This window comes from Clostridium omnivorum, from assembly GCF_026012015.1.
Taxonomy (GTDB): Bacteria; Bacillota; Clostridia; order Clostridiales; family Clostridiaceae; genus Clostridium_AX; species Clostridium_AX omnivorum.
Map to the genome: position 1 here is coordinate 2,072,239 of NZ_BRXR01000001.1, position 19,488 is coordinate 2,091,726.

The window sequence follows — 19,488 nt, forward strand, 5'->3', positions numbered from 1 at the left end:
ATACTTATTATTAGAATACTTTTACCAGTAAGTTCTTTTGATGGTTTTACTATATCATATGCAGTTATTTTAATATGTGATTTAAATCACACTTTTCTTTTGTAAATGAAAAATATTCTCATTTACAAAAAGTTATATATATGTTATTCTTTAATTACGGCTGACTGGCGCCAAATTATTACCGCGGAAACTATTAGAGCTGCAGGCTCTAAATTAACCAGGAGGAATAGTATGGCAAGGTTTATGGGACCTAGATTTAAATTGGCAAGACATCTTGGGGTTAATGTGTTTGGACATCCAAAAGCATTAAGTAGAGGTGTAAAGAAACACAAGCTTTCAGTGTATGGAGAGCAGCTGCTTGAAAAACAGAAGCTGAAGGCTTATTATGGGGTTCTTGAAAAGCAATTCAGAAGAGTTGTTTTTGATGCATTAAGATCAAAGCAAAAATCTGATGAGGTTCTGGTTCAGAGCCTAGAGAGAAGATTAGATAATATGGTTTATAGGTTAGGCTTTGGGTCTACATTGAGAGAAGCGAGACAGATGGTTAACCATGGACATATCCTTATAAACGGCAGCAGGGTTGATATCCCTTCCTATAAGGTAAACCTTGGTGATGTAATAACCTTAAGAGAAAAGTCAAGGAAGATAGAGGCTTATGCGTCAAACTTTAAAAATATAGTTCCAGTTGTAAGTTATATAGAAAAGGATACTGATAATTTCTCAGGGAAGCTTATAAGACTTCCTAATTCTGAGGAAGTTCCAATAGAAGTCAATTACTCGAAGGTTCTAGAATTCTATTCTAAAAATTAAAGCACAGTAAGGCTATTCCAATTATTTTTGGAATAGCCTTTTTTTACAAAGCAGCCAAATTAATTACTATAGTTATACAATGGTAATGGTGTGATTCAAATCACTGATTATGGAATAGGGATTTAATATACTAAAGGTGAAGCTTCTTACTTGGTATTATTCTTAATCATATTATATAGTGTTCTTACTCCAACACCTGTACCACCTTTTGTTATATAATCATGCTCATTTTCAGACCATGCAGTTCCTGCTATATCCATATGAATCCATGGAATATCTTTAGCAAACTCACCTATAAATAATCCAGCTGTAATTGTACCTGCATTTGGCCCTCCAATATTTTTTAAGTCAGCTATATCTGATTTTATTAATTCTTTATATTCATCGAAAGCAGGGAGTCTCCAAACTTTTTCATCTGCTGGGTTTGATGCAATTTGTAAGTCATTATAAAATTCATCGCTATTGGATACAACCGCTGTTGTTGTAGTTCCTAGTGCTACCAATGCAGCTCCGGTTAATGTTGCCAAATCTATTACTTTGTTTACTCTTTCTTTGGATATTATATAATGAACCGCATCTGCTAAGGTTAATCTTCCCTCAGCATCAGTATTTAAAACTTCAATAGTCTTTCCAGCCATAGAACCTATTATATCACCAGGTCTGTAGGAATTTGCTGAAATCATATTTTCACAAGCTGCTACAACGGCTGTTACATTTGCTTTAAGTTTCATTTTAGCAATGGATGCCATAGCACCTATAACTGCGGCAGCTCCACCCATATCGCTCTTCATTGTAACCATGCCTGCTGTTGGTTTTAAAGAGTAACCACCAGTGTCAAAGGTTAATCCTTTTCCTACAAGTCCAAAAATCTTTTCTTTATTGTCTGGGTCTCCTAGGTATCGCATTATAATAAACCTTGGTTTATTCTCTGATCCTTTAGCAACAGAAAGATAGGCTTCCATACCTAATTCTTCTATTTTATCCTCTTTTAAAATTTCCACTTCAAATCCATTTTTTTCACCAGCTTCACTAGCTCTTTTTGCGAGTTCCTTAGGATTTAGTACGTTTGCTGGTTCATTTACAAGATCCCTAGCTAGTATAGTACCTAATGCAAGTGCTTCTGCCTCAGCTAAAGCGCTGCTATAATTAGCTATTTTCTCAATATCGCCTATAACTAGATTCAATTCATTAAGAGTTATTTGACTTTTCTTTTCTTTATATTTATCAAACTTGTAATTTGTTAAAATTGCTGTCTCAGCAATAACTTCTAAAGTTTCTTTGGAGACTAACTCGCTTGTGTTAATAAGATTTAGTTCCGCAGATGAAAGCTTTAATTCATTTGCTTTCCTAACTATCTTTGCAATAAGTTTTCTTAGCTTTTCACTTTTTAATTCTTCACTTTTCCCAAGTCCTATAATTAATACATTTTTATAGACGTTCTCATACTTTATCACTGCTGATATTTCTTCACCAAAGCTAGCCTTAAATTTTTCTTGTTCTTTAAGAACTGATAAATACTCACTTATCTCATTGCTTAGAACATCTAAGTTTCTAAAGTCCTCAAAAACCCCAAATACCAATAGCTCAGATATGGTTACTTCACTTTTCTTATTTAATAATTTTATATTCATAATTTCACCTCTATTAATTAATAATTACTATTACTTAATATTATATATTAAGTATTTTGATTTTTCTAGTATTTTCTTAAAATTCTTTTTATTTCTTTCTATTAATTATTAGGATTAACTTCGTCCACAACGTATTAAACAGAATTAGAAATACGCTAAATTCACATATCTTTTTTCTAGTTTAAGAAAATGTAGTATTTTGTAAAAAAATATTGACTATGCCATATTTTAGTGTAACATTATAATTAACTGTAAGTGTATATTCAGTGAAAAGTGATGTTTATAATCAATTAATGATATTTATGTTATGTGGTCCATTAAGGGGGGAGTGACGTTAATGATACTTAAGGAAGCACTAGTGGAAGCAGCAATGGAAATATCTCAAATGTTTGGTTTAGATATGGTTTTTCAGGAGGAGCTTGAAGAAACACACCAGCTAAAAGCTGATCAGGTTAATGTACTTATGGGACTTACTGATGGATTAAAAGGAAATGTAATCTTGGGATTTAAGAAAGATACTGCTCTACAGGTTGTTTCCTCAATGATGGGTGGTATGGAAGTTAAGGAGCTTGACTTTATGGCACAAAGCGCATTAGGAGAGCTTGCTAATATGACAGTAGGAACTGCTCTAATGAAAATTCAAAATGAAAGTATCGTTAATCTTTCACCTCCAACAGTAGTGGCAGGTGGAAATGTGTTTTTAACTTTAAGTGGTACCGAATCAAAAAAACTTCTTTTCAAACTTAATGAAAAATCTTTTAATATGATATATTCAATAGATTAAAAGGTTCTTGATAACTACAAGAACCTTTTAATTTATGTATTATAATATAACTTTTCCTATTGTTTCACCCATTAATACGGCAGTTTCTATTCCTTCTTTTGAGTGATTTAAGATGTCCTCATCTATAGAAGCTTTGTTTGGTTCTAAAAAGAGGATAACTGTTGAACCACCAAATTTAAAATAACCTTTTTCGGAGCCTCTTTCTACTCTTTGGTTAGGAGAATAGGTTTGTATTATTGAGCCTACACAAGTAGCTCCAACTTCTACATAAAGAACATCTCCAAAGTTATCTGAATGGAATATACTCCATTCTCTTTTATTTTCACAAAATAACCTTGGGACTTTTTCTAAAGCTACAGGATTAACTGAATAGTAATGTCCTTTAATCTTATTAGTTTCACTACAAATGCCGCTATCAATAAAATGAAATCTATGATAATCTGTAGGACATAGTCTTAATACTATACAAATACCATTTTCATATTTATTTGCCGCATCATTGTCATTAATGAGTTCTCTTAAACTGTAGGTATACCCTTTAACTTGTATTACTTTATCTAGATCAATATTTTCATAGGCTAATATTTTACCGTCACCCAAAGCTACTAGGGAATTTTTATTCATATCCATAGGACGAGAAGTTTTTTTAACTTTTCTAATAAAAAAGTCATTAAAGGATTTAAAGTCTTCTGCATTATTTTCATACTCATCCATATTAATATTAAATTCTTTAATAAATTGGTTAACTTTTTTTCTACTTAGGCTGCTGCTGCAGTATGAACCATAAAGTGAACTAAACAGCTTTTTTTTAACTATTGTTTCAAGAAGACTCATGCCTACAGGGGATGAATATATCCAATTCAAGTACTTTTCACCAGCAACATTCTCTATTTCATAATTTTTTGTTTTTCTGTTATAATATTTAATCATTTCATTTACCTCTTGTTAAATAATATATAGCTATTTTATCACATAGGATTATTATTTAACCAGCTTTTTATACCTATTACAAGTTTTTGTGATAGATGATTTAAATTATTGAAATGAGTCAATTATATTATTATGGACTTTACGTGCAAATTACAGAAAATTTGATAAAATCGTACTAATAGTATAAATTTTACTTGTGTTATAATAAATCCATAGTATAATATAGTTGATAATGGTTCTATACTGACTAGTCTAATTTTTTTATTTAATATAAATTTGGAGTGATATTATGATTAACAAAACAAAAAGGGCTATTTTCGAATCAGCCATTAAGGTATTTTCAAAAAGTGGGTATGACGGAGCTACAGTAGATGATATAGCAGCAAATGCAGGAGTTGCAAAGGGAACTTTATATTATCATTTTAAAAGTAAGGAAGAAATCTTTAGATTTATAATTACTGAAGGAATAGAAGTTATAAAGGAAGAACTTCAGGATGTGCTTAGTAAAGATGAAGATGCTCTTTCAAAGATGAAGAATCTTTGCAGAGTCCAATTAAATTTGGTATATCAAAATAAAGACTTTTTTAAAGTAATTATGAGTCAACTGTGGGGGCAAGAGCTTAGACAGTTAGAATTAAGAGATATCATTGAAAAGTATGTAGAGAGCATTGAAAAGTATGTGACAGAAGCTATAGAAGCAGGAATAATCAAAAAAGGTGAGCCAAAGTTTATGGCATATACATTTTTAGGGGTATTGTGTTCAGCTGGAATTTATGAGCTATTGAATACACAGGAAACTAATGTGGATGATGTCATAGACAATTTAGTTATGTATATACTAAAAGGAATACAAGTATAAAAAGTATAAAATACCTTAAAAAGACTGAAATTCTTATTTTGAAAGGATTTCAGTCTTTTTTTCTCTATAAATATATTAAAAATATATGTTGACAAATTACTCAAAAAGAGTTATAAATAAAACTGACCAGTCAGTTAAGACTAAACAGTCAGTTTTTATTTAGCAATTTTAAAGAGGTGATTGCTAACCAAAAATAAATAGAAGGGATGAGGTGGTACCATGAATTTTATTAAGATTGCCTGGAGAGACATTGTAAGTATATTCAAAAACAGGTTTATCAGAGTATCTGTTACAGCAATTATAATAGTACCTCTTTTGTATAGTTTACTTTATCTCTACGCTTTTTGGGATCCATATAGCAAGCTTCAAGATGTACCAGTAGCGATTGTCAACCTTGATAAAGGAAGTGTCAAGGATGGAACGGACGTGAACTATGGAAATGACTTAGTGAAAAACCTAAAGGATAATGACAAAATGGGTTGGAAGTTCGTTTCAAAAGAAGATGCTGAAGAAGGCGTTAAAGAAAAAGATTACTACGCTATGTTTATAATCCCAGAGGATTTTTCAACAAAGGTAGTAAGTGCTAAGGATGGAAAGCCAGAAGAGCCTAATATAACTTATACTGCTAATGAAAAGAAAAACTTCTTAGCAGCTCAAATTAATGGAAAGGTACTAACTGAGCTTAAAGCAGAGATTACTAAGAATATTACAAAGGAATATACAAAGGTTACCTTCGACAATCTTTATGAACTAAAAGATGGAATGCAGAAGGCAGCTGATGGAAGTAAAGAGCTTAAGGATGGAATTGTTACAGCTAAGGATGGAAGCTCACAAATAAATGATGGAGTAGGAACTCTAAAAACTAAAGTAGATGATGGAATAGCACTTGCTAATTCACATCCTGAGCTTAAGTCACTAGTTGATGCAAGCAATGCAGTGAAGACTAGAAAGGTTTTACAAGATGGTTTAGCACTTAAAGATATAGATACATCTATGTTAGATATGGTTAATGAAACTAATGTTGGACTTGCAACAAAGTCAGCATCAGATGTAAGTGGATTAATGAATTCTCAAGGTGTTAAAACAATAATGAATATTCCATCTCTTCAAGTTGTGTTATCTCAGATGGATTTCACAAAGAGTGGAAATGTAGACGCACTTAAGGAAAGAGTTAATAATGTCGAAAGTTTATTAAGCGATGTTGCAGTACTGCAAAGTGCAGTTTCAAAAATTGATCAAAATAAATTAAACGCAATGTTAGCACCACTAGCTACACCAGAAATGCAGTCAGTTTTAAAAGATCCAGTTAAGTTAAATGCAATGGTTACAAACGCAAATAATTTAATTGGAACTGCAAATAATTTAAACACTGTAGTAAGCAAGGTGGATAGTGATAAATTAAAAGCATTAGTTGCACCACTGGCATCACCACAAATGCAAGCTATATTAAGCGACCCAGCTAAGCTTGATGGAATGGTAACAAATGCCAGTCAGCTAATAGATTTAGCTAATAACGTGAATGGTTTATTAACCAAGGTAGATGGAACTAAGTTAACCAATATGGTGTCTCCATTTATGACACCACAAATGCAAGCTGTTATAAATGATCCAACACAGCTTAATGCTTTAGTAAATAATACAAACAATCTTATTACTACAGCCAGTGTATTAAATGATACATTAAAACAAGTAGATGGTACTAAGCTTAATGCAATGCTTCAGCCGCTATTTACACCACAAATGCAGGCTATATTAAATGATGATACAAAGCTTACTGGAATGTTAGCTAATGCTCAAGCTTTAATTAAAACTGCAGGTGATTTAAATACTATACTTAATGGTGTAGATGGAAATAGTTTAAATACAGCATTAACTACTTTAAGCCCTGTATTAAGCGATTCAACTAAGTTAACAAGTTTAACCAATATGGCTAAGACAGCATCAGCAGTAGGAAGTGATGCTGCAACTATACAAGGTATGCAGTATGTTTTAAGCAATGCTTCTAAGATGAATGATTTATTAACTACTTCTACAGCTATGAGCAATAAGGTTAATATTTCAGATGCTGATAAGACAACTCTAGCTAATGTACCAGATGCACAGCTTACAGCATTAAATACTAATAAGCAAGCACTTATTAATGTAATTGCATCTGAAGCTGCAAAAGGTAATATAGACCCAACTACTGCTCAATCATTAACATTAGCAGTTACAATAGGTTCTGATATAAGTCCAGCAGTTAAGGATTTAGTTACTGTACAAGGTAAGTTAGCTGATCCAAGTATAGCTCAAATTCAAACAGTATTAAGTGGTATGGATGCAAACAAAGTTACAGCAATGAATTCACTATTAACTGGTGTAAAGGATAATGCCCAAGTTCTAGGAGCATTACCAACTGTATTAACTACTACTAATGCAAACAGCTTATTAGCTTTACAACCAATAACACAAAATTACACTACTATTAAAAATACATTAAGTAGCAATTTACCATTACTACAAGCAATAAGCCCAACATTAACAGTTGATAATGTTAAGAATGTAAAACCACTATTAGGTTTAGCACCACAATTTGATACAATGAAGACTCAGCTAAATGGTGGGGTAGGTTTATTAAATACAGTTAAGCCATCACTTACAGCAGATAATATTTCAAATGCTGCTCCATTATTGTCACTAGTTCCAAAGTATGATTACCTAAAGGGTCAGTTAAATGGAAATATAGGTTTATTAAATACAGTTAAACCTTCACTAACTACTGACAATGTAGCAAATGTACTTCCTCTAATGTCATTGACTTCAAACTTTGATGGTATGAAGAAGGATTTAGGCAGTAATATTGGATTATTAAATACAATAAAGCCTTCATTAACTACTGATAATGTAGCAAATTTAATGCCTTTACTAAGTGTTACTTCTAAATTTGACAGTATAAAGAGTGACATAGCTAAAAATGAAAGCAACTTAGCTTTACTAAATGATCTAATGCAGAAAGCAAATGATCCTAGTGTAAAGGCAATATTACCACAAATTCAAACTCTACAACAAGACTTACAAGCTGCAAAACCATTATTAACACAGCTTAGCAGTCAAGATTATATGAATAAGATAGCAGGTTCCCCTGCATTAGTAACACAATTAACTTCAATGCAAAAGGATTTGAAAAACAGTTCAGATGTTATGACAATTGCACAAAATGCATTATCTGACGGAAATATAAAGATGGCTAATGACTTAATAGCATCTATACCTGTTTTAACAGATGGAGTTAATAAATTATATGATGGAACAAATAAGTTAAACGATGGTATGACTAAGCTTGCAGATGGTTCAAAAGAACTTAATGATAAGCTAACAGAAGGTTCAGACAAGTTAAACAAGAATCTTGTAAATGATAGTGACACAATGTCTACATTTATATCTGAGCCATTAAAAATGGATGAGAAGCCAATGTTCCCAGTTAAGAACTATGGAACAGGTTTTGCACCATACTTTATACCACTTTCACTATGGATTGGAGCTCTAATGATGTTCTTCGTTATAACTGAAAAGGTTGATGAAGACATTAAAGCAAGTTCAGCATCAATAGTTCTTGGAAAATATTTATCCTATAGTTATATAGGTATTATTCAAGCAGTACTTGCTAGTGCAGTTGTTATAGCTCTAGGATTAAGACCAGCGAATGTACCATTGTATTTCTTGTTTAACATCTTTATGTCCTTTGTATTTATTGCTATAATACAATGCTTGGTGTTCTTACTAGGAATGGCAGGAAGATTATTATCAATAATATTACTAATATTCCAATTAACTTCTTGTGCAGGAACTTTCCCACTAGAAGTTGTACCACCACTATTTAAGGTATTGAATCCATTTATGCCATTTACTTATTGCGTATCTGCATTAAGAGAAGTAATTTCTGGAATGAATGGTCATGCAGTATTTATGAAGGATGTATCAGTACTTGCAGCATTTATGATAGTATTCCTTGCAATATCTGTATTAATGAAAGGACATGCAGATAAAGTTCAGGAAAAGATAAAAGAAAAAGCTATCAGTATGGCTTCATAATAAGCAAAATTAAACCCCTGTGATTTTTCACAGGGGTTATTTACATTTTACCTGATCTTAAAATAGATACTATGAGCCAAAGACCTGCAAAACCTGCAAGGAAAAAGCCTAGTATTCCTATAATTGAGATATCCCAAATTTTTGGACCAATGTTTGAATTTAAGATTAAAGAAGAACCAACAATTGTTGCAGCTACAATAAATGAGATTACTAATCTATTCACCATTTTATTGAGTTCATTAATAGCTTTATTGAGATGTCTTAATTCAAATTGAATCTTAGCTCTTCCGTTTAATACACTGTCGGACATTTCAAGAATTTTGCTAGGAATTCTAGTAGAGTCTTTCATGAACTTAACAGAATGAAAAAGAAAGTCTTCAAAATTGATATCCTTTAACATAGAATCTTTTATATTAGTCTTTACATAGGGAAGTGCTACATCTAAAATCTTAATTTCTGGCGCAATATGGGCTATTACACCTTCTAGGATTACAAGACTTCTAATAAGTAAAGTCAATTCTTTTGGCAGCACTAAGTTATTATGCTTTGATATATCGAAAATTTCTTGAAGCATAACAGATATTTTTATATTTTCTAAAGAGGTGGAGAGATAACTGTCAAAAAGGTATTCAATGTCTTCGTAGAGGTTATTTTTATTTATAGGACCTTTTTTTATGCCAATAGACATTAGTACGGAAATAAGCATATTAGTATCTTTAAAAGCTGTAGCTATTAGAGCTTGATTTATGGATTCTCTTAGTGATTTTGATAGTTTGCCTACTATTCCAAAATCAATAAAACATATCTTTCCTTCTCTAATTAATATGTTCCCAGGGTGAGGATCACCATGAAAAAAACCATCATCAATAACTTGCTTTAAATAGCCAATAGCAAGCTTTTTTCCTATATCATTTAAGTCATACCCATTTTCTTGTAATTTAACAATATCATCTATTTTAAAACCGTTTATTTTTTCTAAGGTTAACACTCTTGTACTGGAAATATCCATAATAACTTCAGGAGCATAAACAAAATTCACATTGGAATTAAGCTGTTTAAAAGCTATTATATTAGCTGCTTCATTTTTAAAGTTCAGCTCTAATTCTGTAGCATAGAGAAGTTCGTTTAATGCCTCTTCAGGATCTATGAGAGCATCAGCAAATCTGCTTTTAGTTAGACTTACTATTCTTTTAAGGATACTTATGTCTATTTTCATTTTTTCGTATATATCAGGTCGTTGAATTTTTACAATAACACCCTTACCATTTTTTAATATAGCATTATGAACCTGAGCAATTGAAGCAGAGGCAAAGGGTTCTTCTTCAAAATATAAAAATGTTTCATCAATGGTTTGCAAAAATTCATTAAAGAAAACAGCGCTAATATCATTGAAATTTTCAGGGGACACGTTATCCTGAAGCTTGGAAAGTTCCTTTATGTACTCAGGAGAAACTATGTCAGGTCTGGTACTTAAAATTTGACCTATTTTTATAAAGGTAGGACCAAGCTCCTCAAAGGCCCTTCTTAAGTTTTGTGGAGATTTATCCTCTTTATTAAGTTTACTGTCAACTATATATCCAAAACCATAAGAGGCAAGTACTTTAACTATTTCTCTAAATCTTTGTATGGTGTTTTTGTACATATAAATACCTCACTTAATAGTAAAAGCCCAAACCTGTAGGCGGGCTTTTATATATTAACCTTGGAGTTCTAATTTAGTTAATCTTTGTCTTATATCTTCTAAATCTTCTTGAGTAGCAAAATTCATCTGTTTTAATAAATCTGCCATTTCTTCCTTTGTTATTGGATGAGTATTTACGTTACTGTTCATACTATTTGTAGACATATTTTTTCTCTTTAATTCCTGCGAAAGCTCTTTGCCTTCTTCTATAGTTATTTTTCCCTTTTGAACCATATCATCTACTATTTGAGTAGCTTTTTCATAGGTATATGCCATAGAACCAATACCTGCAAGCATTATATTTTTTAAGTCTTCAGTTACTGCCATAATTTACTCCTCCTCACATAATATTTATTAGTTTTCTCTATTAATTCAATTCTATTCCAAATTGTTAAAAAATACAAACATAAATAAAAAATTTTGCTTTCCAATATGCAATAGTATATACAGTTGGTATAATTAATAATAGAAAGAAAGAGAAAGAGAGATTGTGATATGTCAGGTAATATAATTAAGATAAGAGAAATCATAAATAACTTAAGTCCATCGGAGAAAAAAGTAGCCCAGTTTATCTTAGAAAAACCAGAACAGATATCGAATCTATCAATTGGTGAATTAGCTGAAAAAAGTGGCTCAAGTGAGGCTACTGTAGTGAGAATGTGTAAAATATTAGGCTTTAATGGCTATAAGGATTTTAAAATTAGTATTACTAAGGATATTGCATACATGTCTAAGGATGAAGAAGGTGAACAATACACTGATGTTGAGCCTGGAGATACCTTGGAGTCCATTGTACAAAATATAAGCTATAATAATAAAAAATCTATAGATAATACTTTAGACATTATTTCATTTGATGCTATTAAAGCTGCAGTAAGTGCAATAATATCTGCAGATAAGATAGATTTTTACGGGGTTGGTGCATCAAATATTATTGCAACAGATGCTATGCAGAAGTTTACAAGGATTAACAAGATAGTAACCAGCTATTCTGATCCGCACCTTCAAATAGCTTCAGCAGCAAATTTAAATAAAGGGGATGTAGCTGTAGCAATATCTTACTCAGGAGATACAAAAGATACTTTTGAATCCATTAAGGTTGCTAAGGAATCAAGGGCTACAACTATAAGTATTACAAAGTTTGGCCAGAGTCCAATAAGTGAAATTTGTGATATAAATCTTTTTGTATCAGCTCCAGAAATAAGCATAAGAAGTGGAGCAATGTCCTCAAGAATAGCTCAGTTAAATGTAATAGATATTCTATTTGCAGCTGTAGCAAGTAAACAATTTGACATAGCCAAAAGATATCTTGAGAATACTAGAAAAGCAATCATAAAAAAGAAAATAAAGTAGCTATATATAAGAGCTGCATACAGTTATTAGCTAATGAAATTAAGACTTTTATTTTCCAATTAAATATCCCTGTTGACAGTATATTTAAAGTGAAGTAAAATATACTATGATAATCATATGCGCTCGTAGCTCAGTAGGATAGAGCGACGGTTTCCTAAACCGCAGGCCGGGGGTTCGACTCCCTTCGGGCGCACCAAAACTTGTAATTTATAAAATTACAAGTTTTTTATTTTTTTGACTTATTAGTGTGTTTTTTGCTATTCTAAAGTATAATTATACTGATAATATTAGTTTATGGGGGATTTTCAGTGAAAAATAGAAAGGCTACTTCAATTGCAGGTTTATATAAAAGTCAAATCAAGATGATTTTCATATTAATTATTAGTGTAATTATTTCTATATTTCTTTTGCTATTTATAAATCAAAGCAAATTTTATAATGACAGTGCTCTTATTAATGTCTTAGGAAAGCAAAGAATGCTCACTCAAATGATGGCAAAGGATACTGGCAGAATATACGAGCTAAGCTCACTTGCAAGTAAGGATCAGGATATGGAAACTCAAAACAGAATAAGTGGTGAGTTAAAGAACACAATGAAAGAGTTAGAGCAAGCAAAAGAGGAATATGACAGGCAATTTAGTAACATTAAAAATGGATTTGTAATTGCTGATAATAAAAAGATTAGTTTTGGTAAGGTACTAAATGAACTTAACCCTATACTAAAAGAGCAGGATGATATTTGGATTAATTTTAAGAAAGATATTGATATAATAAAAAGTTATAAATATGATTCTGAAGAATTTATCGATGCATCTAGATATATAAATGAAAATAATAACAAGCTGCTTTCAAATAGCGATGAAATAACACAGATTATTTTAAAACGTAATATTAAAACAAGTGAAAACTTAAGTTACATAGTAATGATGCTGGCAGTTGCACTTCTGGGATTTTTAATATTTTTTATAAGAAATGCTTACAAATCCTTATTTTTGCCTATAAGCCAGATAAATGGAATAATATCAAATATGGCTATAAGTTCAAATGGGGAATTAAAGGAAAGTTTGAGCGAAAGTGGACAAGACTTTATATTCACTGAAGTTAAAAATATATTTAATGAGTTTAATTATATAATCAAGATTATAGAAAACTTAAATAAGAATGTACCCTTTAAAGATAATTTGAATTATATATTTGATGCATTTTCAGGATATATTCCATATTCATATATAGGGGTTGCACTGCTTGATGATAGCGGTAAAACAATCAAAGCTTCTTATGGTGTTTCAGGAAAACATCATAAAAATTTGGGTAAAAAATTAGTAGGATTTAAATATAAACTAAGTAATACAAGTCTTCAAGAGGTATTACTTAGCGGAAAGGTTAGAATAATAAATGATTTAGAGGAATATGTAAAAGGTAAACCTGTGAAGCCATATAATAAAATATTATTACAAGAAGGCATCAAATCCTCTATTACATTTCCATTAAAGAGTGATGATAAACCTCTTGGCATAATATTCTTTTCAAGTAATACAAAAAATGTATATAAAAATGAACATGTAAGATTCCTCAAGATACTTGCCAATAGCATTATGCTAAGCTTGGAGAAGGATATACTTATGCAGGACATGGTTATAAGCTCAACCTTAGCTTTAGCAGCTCTTACTGAGGAAAGAGATCCTGAAACAGGTGAGCATCTTAGCAGGATGAAAGCTTACTCTAAAGTTATTGCTGAACTACTATCAAAAGAGAAAAAATATAAGGATATTATTGATATAGATTATATAAACAACATTGAAAGATTTAGTCCTCTTCATGACATTGGAAAAGTTGCTATTCAGGATTCTATACTTTTGAAGCCAGGAAAACTTACTCCTGAAGAATTTGAAATAATGAAAACTCACGCTACTTATGGTGCAAAAACCTTAGCTATGGCTGATGATTACATTAAGAAAAAAGGAAGAAGTATATTCAAAATAGGTATTGAAATAGCAGGAGGACATCATGAGAAGTGGGACGGAAGTGGGTACCCCTATGGAAAATCGGGAGAGGAAATTCCATTAAGCGCTAGAATAGTTGCACTTGCAGATGTATTTGATGCATTAACTAGTAAAAGGCCCTATAAAGAACCCTTTAGTTTTGAGCAATCAACAAAGATAATAGCTGAAGGGAAGGGAAAGCATTTTGATCCATATATTATAGATGTATTTTTTAATAATATAGATGTAATCCATGGATTATATGAAAAGCTAAATACGGAAAATTATGAGGCAGACCTCTAAAGCATGTACTAGTGTTGCTCTAAAAGAATAGTAATGGGTGCTCGTAATAAATATTTTAAATATCAAAATAAAAGAGCAGGTTTTGTTGAGGCTTGGTGGAATCTAGTTAACTGGCATGATGTAAATAACAGACTTAATATTTGTAAAAGATAAAAGTATGTGTTAGAGCACACCTTAAGGATAGGTGTGCTTTATTTTACATTAATATTTACATTAAAACGGATAAGCTATAAAATGTAACATATTATATAATTTACGGAGTGACTTATGAAAGAGTATTTTATGAATGAGGCGTTAAAAGAAGCTAGAAGAGCACTTATAATGAAAGAGGTTCCAGTTGGAGCAGTTATTGTTAAGGATGGAAGAGTAATTTCAAGAGCCCATAATTTAAAGGAAACACTGTCAGATCCAACTGCACATGCTGAAATACTAGCCATAAGAAGTGCCTGTGAAAACTTAAATAACTGGAGATTAAATGGGTGTGAAATGTATGTCACACTAGAGCCATGTGCCATGTGCGCATCAGCAATAGCTCAAGCTAGAATTTCAAAACTTTGTATAGGAACTTTTGATCCTACAGCAGGAGCCTGTGGATCTGTAATAGACCTCCTTGGAACAAATAGCTTAAATTATTGTGTCCCAGTAGAATGGATGTATAATGAGGAAAGCAGTATAATATTAAAAGAGTTTTTTAAGATGAAAAGACAATAATTATAATAACAATTGATTTAAACCAAGTAAAATAGTATAATTATTTTGTTCTATATAAGGAGAGATGTCCGAGTGGTCTATGGTACCTGACTCGAAATCAGGCGTATGGTTTATTGCCGTACCAAGGGTTCAAATCCCTTTCTCTCCGCCAAAATTCAAATCCTTAGCAAGTTTTTGCTAGGGATTTTTTGTATGGAAATGGGTTTAGTCATCCACTTGATGACCAAATAGAAAACAAAATGAGAATAAATAATAAAATAGAATTTAAAATAATAATTTTAGAATATTGAATTGGGAAACTCATATGGGTAGCCTAAATAATACTTTTGAATTACGTTTTTAGTAAAGTTTAAATTTAAAGGAAAAAAGTGTATATAACGAATATTTTGATGAAATGGTAAGAATTATAGTATTTAATGAATGATAATGGTATAATATAATTATTTGAGGAAAAAATAGTAAGCTATTAATTTGACAAAAATAAAGATATCGTAAAATTAAGGGGTATGCATTATGATAGAAACCATAATCATAGCTATGTTGGTGGCAAAAATAAGAGGGTACAAATTAAAACCTATCTTTTTGTCTTGGGAAGTATATCCTATATTGGCCTTTGCAGGTTTATATATGTTTTTAAATATGGAAGTATTCCTTGGAAATTATAACTTTATAAAATATGCGGGGATATTAGAAACCATTTATATTTGTACATTTCTAATTTTAATTTATTGGTACAAGCAATATGTTAGTGCAATTATTGGGTCAATAGCTATTATTATTGGAACATTGCTAAACAAGGTTGCGATATATGCCAATGGTGGTAAAATGCCGGTGTTTCCCACATTATCATATATAACTGGTTATGTAAGACCGGATGTTTTTACAAAAGTTAAGGATATACATGTTATGGGAAGTGAAGCTACTAAGCTTATATTTTTAACTGATATCGTTGATTTAGGTTATAGTATTTTAAGTATTGGTGATATATTTATAAGATTCTTTGCCTTTATTATTATTTACAGTTGTATCAAAAGTGCTAATAATATTAAAGAAAAAGTAGATGATGATGTAATTGGAAGCACTGTATAGAACATAATTTTTTACTAAGGAGAAAAAGTCTATGCTAAAATTGTCATTTTTAGAATTGATAATAAGAGGAATTCCAGAAGACTTAGTATTTTTTTTAGCAGTTTATACATTCACAAAAATTAAGGTTGAAAAAAAGAGATATTTAATCTCTGTTATAATTCAATCTATAATTGTGTATCTTATTAGATTCCTTCCAATTCAAAATGGAGCGGATTCAATATTAAATTTGATTTTATTAATATTGTTGAGCGTATATGTAAATGAAATTGAAATAATTCAAGCTATTAAAGCAGGAATTATTATAATGCTATGTGAATTTATAAGTGAAGGTATAAACGTATTTTTTATTCAGTTTATACTAAAAAAAGATTTAAATTCTATTTTTAGAGATCCAATGTTAAAAATATTATATTCAAGCCCTTCATTATTGATTTTTGCATGCTTTGTAATTATTTATTATTTATTATTATGGAAAAGAAAAGAGTTGAAGAATATTTCATATGGAAAAGTTGACGAATAATATTGCTGATAAAGTTGCAGCAGAATTAAAACTTGATAATGATAATAAAGAAGTAATCTCCTATGGAATGTTTGCGGTAATACATATAGCTCTATCCATAATTCTTGTTATTATTTTTGGTTTAATATTTCACGTTACCATAGAGGCTCTTATAGTATGTTTTGCAGGAGCTATATTAAGAAAATATTCTGGAGGTGCTCATGCAAATTCACCAGGTAATTGTGCTGCTATAGGAACCATTATTTGCATTGGACTATCACTGTTTTTTTCCGCAATAATTGGTCCTGTAATTACTTCTAGTGTATTAATTTTATTAGGAATGTGTATTTTTGGAGTTTCTTATTATTTTATTTATAAGTTAGCTCCAGTAGATAGCGCTGCAAAGCCAATAAAGTCAAAAGAAAAGAAAGCCAGGATGAAAAAAGGTTCTATTTTTGTATTATGTATTTATATAGTAGTCGTTATTATTAATGTAGCTATCAATATTTTTTCAAGGGATAAGAGATTTTTGGTTTATTCTCTATGTGTATATGGAGGAGTGGTTTGGCAGGTGTTTACACTAACTAAACTTGGTCATAGTACAGTAAATAAAATAGATTCCTTTTTAAATAATATTTTAAGAATTATAAAAAAGGGGGAAGTACAATGAAAAAAAGAATGTTACTTTTAGTTGCTTCTGTTGCAACTTTGGTTGCTGCAATGGTAGCTTCATCAGCATGTTATTTTTTCAACTATCAGCCAGAAGAGCCAAAGTGCTTAAGAGAAGACTAGACAAAAGGTCGGTTTTACCGACCTTGCTATTTTTAGTTTAATATAAGGTAGTGAAGATATGAATAAAACTTATGATGAAAGAAAGCAAATAAATGACATAGTATCCGTAGTAAAATTATGTTCATTATTATTCTCAGGAATGGGGATTTTTAAGTATGTTTTAAATTATTATAAAATTACTGGAGATAATTCAAATGATACTCTAGCAATGGATGTAATTATTGTAGCAGTGCTGGTTTTAACGCTTATTTACTTTATATGGACCTTTTCCACTACTAAAAAATTTAATGAAAAAAACATTACAAGAATTCAAATAGCAGAATCTTATTTATTCGTTTTAATATTCTTCATAATTATATTTCTTACGGATTCGTATAAGAGTGATTTTAAATTTTTATTTTTATTTATAATAATAACCACAACCATACAATCCGGCATGAAACAAGGAATAACAATTGCTTTTGTTTCTTCAAGTATATTGCTCATAATGGATTTGATATATGGTCCACATTCGTCAGAAAACATATATTTTGAAAAGGATTTGATAACAGCTGGAGTTTTTATACTTACAGCATGGACACTAGGCTTTTATGTGAAAACCGAAAGCGACCATATAAAAAAGCTTGAAAATTTGGCAAATGAAGATGGACTTACTGAAGTTTACAACCATAGGTTTTTTCATGATGCTTTAAGAGAGAAATTAACAGCATGTGAAAAGGATAATAAGCCTATTTCGCTGATATTTATAGATATAGACTATTTCAAATATTATAATGATTTGAATGGCCATCAAAAGGGTGATCAGGTACTAAAAACTATAGGGTCTCTGCTAAAAAGTAGTGTAAGAGATGGAGATGTTGTGGCAAGATACGGTGGGGAAGAATTTTCTATTATACTACCTGATACTTTGGAACAGGATGCAATTATAATAGCTGAAAATATAAGAAAAAAAATAGAAGAATCTTATTTTGAAGGTGAAGAACATCAGCCTAATGGAAAGCTAACTGCCTCCATAGGAGTATCTGTTTATCCTGACAAGGCTAAAAGTGATGTTGAACTTATAAAATCTGCAGATGATGCTCTTTATAGAGCTAAATTCTTTAACAAAAACAGAGTTGAAGCATATCATTCTATACTAGATGAGTTAAAAGAGGATATAGATGATAAAAATATAGACCTTGTTACTTCTATAAAGACATTAATAAGCGTTATTAATGCTAAAGATAGATATACCTATGGTCACGTTGAAAGAGTGGTTATTTATAGTAGGTTAATTGCAGATAAGCTGGGACTTAGTGAGAAAGATAAAAAGAAGCTAATATATGGAGCCTATATGCATGATATTGGTAAGATTAATATTTCCGAAGAAATATTAAATAAAAAGATGCCACTAACTAAGGATGAATGGGAAATGTTAAAGCTGCATCCAGTAAATGGGGTTGAAATTATAAAGCCTGTTGAATCGCTGATGGATATCTCTCCTCTAATATTACATCATCACGAAAGATATGATGGAAATGGTTATCCCGGAAATCTAAAGGAAGAGGAAATACCTTATCTTGCTAGAGTTTTGACAGTTGTGGATAGTTATGATGCTATGACATCTAATAGACCATATTCAAAACCAAAAACTCAGGAGGAAGCAATTGCAGAGTTAAAAAAATGCAGCGGCACTCAGTTCGATTCTTCTATAGTTGATGCATTTGTAGAAGTTATTAAAGAAAATAATATTGATTATTAGATTAATCTATGGGAATGCACTGGGATGTAGTTAGGTATAACTGCTATTAGCTTGTTCTAGGAGTATAATACGAAATAATAACATGTAAAAACAAAAAGTCTTTGAAATAACTCTTAATCAGGCGTAATGGTAATACCGGTATCAAGGGGCAAAGTCACTTTTTCTTCGCCAAAATAAGGGCTCTAGCAAAATTTGCTGGAGCTTTTTTTTATGGATTATTGATTTACTTTAGTATATAATTATCAAAAAGAA

Annotated in this window: 17 protein-coding genes and 2 tRNA genes; 15 read left to right on the forward strand and 4 right to left on the reverse strand. The window is 30.9% G+C overall.

Annotated elements, in window-relative coordinates; all coding sequences use genetic code 11:
- Positions 1 to 231 precede the first annotated feature (231 nt).
- The gene (gene rpsD, locus bsdE14_RS09870; RefSeq protein WP_264849761.1) at positions 232 to 810 is read left to right on the forward strand and encodes a 30S ribosomal protein S4; all 579 of its coding nucleotides are present in this window, start codon (positions 232 to 234) and stop codon (positions 808 to 810) included.
- 146 nt (positions 811 to 956) lie between these two features.
- Here rpsD and bsdE14_RS09875 read toward each other — a convergent pair whose 3' ends face one another.
- Positions 957 to 2,441, reverse strand: a complete 1,485-nt coding sequence (locus tag bsdE14_RS09875; protein WP_264849762.1) for a leucyl aminopeptidase — start codon at positions 2,439 to 2,441, stop codon at positions 957 to 959.
- Between the two features lie 337 nt (positions 2,442 to 2,778).
- Here bsdE14_RS09875 and bsdE14_RS09880 point away from each other — a divergent pair, with 337 nt between their 5' ends.
- Positions 2,779 to 3,225 (forward strand): chemotaxis protein CheX, encoded by a 447-nt coding sequence (locus bsdE14_RS09880; RefSeq protein ID WP_264849763.1) that lies wholly within the window; start codon positions 2,779 to 2,781, stop codon positions 3,223 to 3,225.
- 39 nt (positions 3,226 to 3,264) lie between these two features.
- Here the strand turns inward: bsdE14_RS09880 and bsdE14_RS09885 are convergent, their stop codons facing one another.
- Positions 3,265 to 4,155: a phosphatidylserine decarboxylase gene (locus bsdE14_RS09885; protein WP_264849764.1), complete on the reverse strand. Its 891-nt coding sequence runs from the start codon at positions 4,153 to 4,155 to the stop codon at positions 3,265 to 3,267.
- Between the two features lie 292 nt (positions 4,156 to 4,447).
- Between bsdE14_RS09885 and bsdE14_RS09890 the strand changes: the two genes are divergently transcribed.
- Together bsdE14_RS09890 and bsdE14_RS09895 are read left to right on the forward strand one after the other, a co-directional pair.
- Complete coding sequence (locus bsdE14_RS09890; protein WP_264852255.1) at positions 4,448 to 5,014, forward strand: TetR/AcrR family transcriptional regulator; 567 nt, start codon at positions 4,448 to 4,450, stop codon at positions 5,012 to 5,014.
- Positions 5,015 to 5,233: 219 nt separating this feature from the next.
- On the forward strand, positions 5,234 to 9,085 hold the full coding sequence (locus bsdE14_RS09895; protein ID WP_264849765.1) for a YhgE/Pip family protein: 3,852 nt from the start codon (positions 5,234 to 5,236) through the stop codon (positions 9,083 to 9,085).
- Between the two features lie 40 nt (positions 9,086 to 9,125).
- Here bsdE14_RS09895 and bsdE14_RS09900 read toward each other — a convergent pair whose 3' ends face one another.
- Together bsdE14_RS09900 and bsdE14_RS09905 are read right to left on the reverse strand one after the other, a co-directional pair.
- On the reverse strand, positions 9,126 to 10,727 hold the full coding sequence (locus bsdE14_RS09900; RefSeq protein WP_264849766.1) for an ABC1 kinase family protein: 1,602 nt from the start codon (positions 10,725 to 10,727) through the stop codon (positions 9,126 to 9,128).
- Between the two features lie 54 nt (positions 10,728 to 10,781).
- Positions 10,782 to 11,093, reverse strand: a complete 312-nt coding sequence (locus bsdE14_RS09905; RefSeq protein ID WP_264849767.1) for a phasin family protein — start codon at positions 11,091 to 11,093, stop codon at positions 10,782 to 10,784.
- A gap of 168 nt (positions 11,094 to 11,261) precedes the next feature.
- Between bsdE14_RS09905 and bsdE14_RS09910 the strand changes: the two genes are divergently transcribed.
- The 11 genes from bsdE14_RS09910 (at position 11,262) to bsdE14_RS09960 (ending at position 19,236) form a co-directional block, all read left to right on the forward strand.
- The gene (locus bsdE14_RS09910; protein WP_264849768.1) at positions 11,262 to 12,119 is read left to right on the forward strand and encodes a MurR/RpiR family transcriptional regulator; all 858 of its coding nucleotides are present in this window, start codon (positions 11,262 to 11,264) and stop codon (positions 12,117 to 12,119) included.
- A 119-nt stretch (positions 12,120 to 12,238) separates the two neighbouring features.
- Positions 12,239 to 12,315, forward strand: a tRNA-Arg gene (locus tag bsdE14_RS09915).
- Between the two features lie 112 nt (positions 12,316 to 12,427).
- A complete protein-coding gene (locus bsdE14_RS09920; protein ID WP_264849769.1) occupies positions 12,428 to 14,404 on the forward strand; it encodes an HD domain-containing phosphohydrolase in 1,977 nt (658 codons plus the stop codon).
- A 33-nt stretch (positions 14,405 to 14,437) separates the two neighbouring features.
- Complete coding sequence (locus bsdE14_RS09925) at positions 14,438 to 14,557, forward strand: Fe-Mn family superoxide dismutase (RefSeq protein WP_435382469.1); 120 nt, start codon at positions 14,438 to 14,440, stop codon at positions 14,555 to 14,557.
- Between the two features lie 114 nt (positions 14,558 to 14,671).
- A complete protein-coding gene (locus bsdE14_RS09930; protein WP_264849770.1) occupies positions 14,672 to 15,115 on the forward strand; it encodes a nucleoside deaminase in 444 nt (147 codons plus the stop codon).
- A 58-nt stretch (positions 15,116 to 15,173) separates the two neighbouring features.
- A tRNA-Ser gene (locus bsdE14_RS09935) sits at positions 15,174 to 15,266 on the forward strand.
- 362 nt (positions 15,267 to 15,628) lie between these two features.
- On the forward strand, positions 15,629 to 16,204 hold the full coding sequence (locus bsdE14_RS09940) for a DUF5317 domain-containing protein (protein WP_264849771.1): 576 nt from the start codon (positions 15,629 to 15,631) through the stop codon (positions 16,202 to 16,204).
- Positions 16,205 to 16,235: 31 nt separating this feature from the next.
- Positions 16,236 to 16,724 (forward strand): hypothetical protein, encoded by a 489-nt coding sequence (locus tag bsdE14_RS09945; RefSeq protein ID WP_264849772.1) that lies wholly within the window; start codon positions 16,236 to 16,238, stop codon positions 16,722 to 16,724.
- A complete protein-coding gene (locus bsdE14_RS09950; protein ID WP_264849773.1) occupies positions 16,705 to 17,373 on the forward strand; it encodes an accessory gene regulator ArgB-like protein in 669 nt (222 codons plus the stop codon). Before bsdE14_RS09945 ends, bsdE14_RS09950 begins: the two co-directional genes overlap by 20 nt.
- On the forward strand, positions 17,370 to 17,495 hold the full coding sequence (locus bsdE14_RS09955) for a cyclic lactone autoinducer peptide (RefSeq protein ID WP_264849775.1): 126 nt from the start codon (positions 17,370 to 17,372) through the stop codon (positions 17,493 to 17,495). The genes bsdE14_RS09950 and bsdE14_RS09955 overlap by 4 nt, the downstream gene beginning before the upstream one ends.
- 58 nt (positions 17,496 to 17,553) lie before the next feature.
- A complete protein-coding gene (locus bsdE14_RS09960; RefSeq protein WP_264849776.1) occupies positions 17,554 to 19,236 on the forward strand; it encodes a bifunctional diguanylate cyclase/phosphohydrolase in 1,683 nt (560 codons plus the stop codon).
- The last annotated feature ends 252 nt before the right edge of the window (positions 19,237 to 19,488 follow it).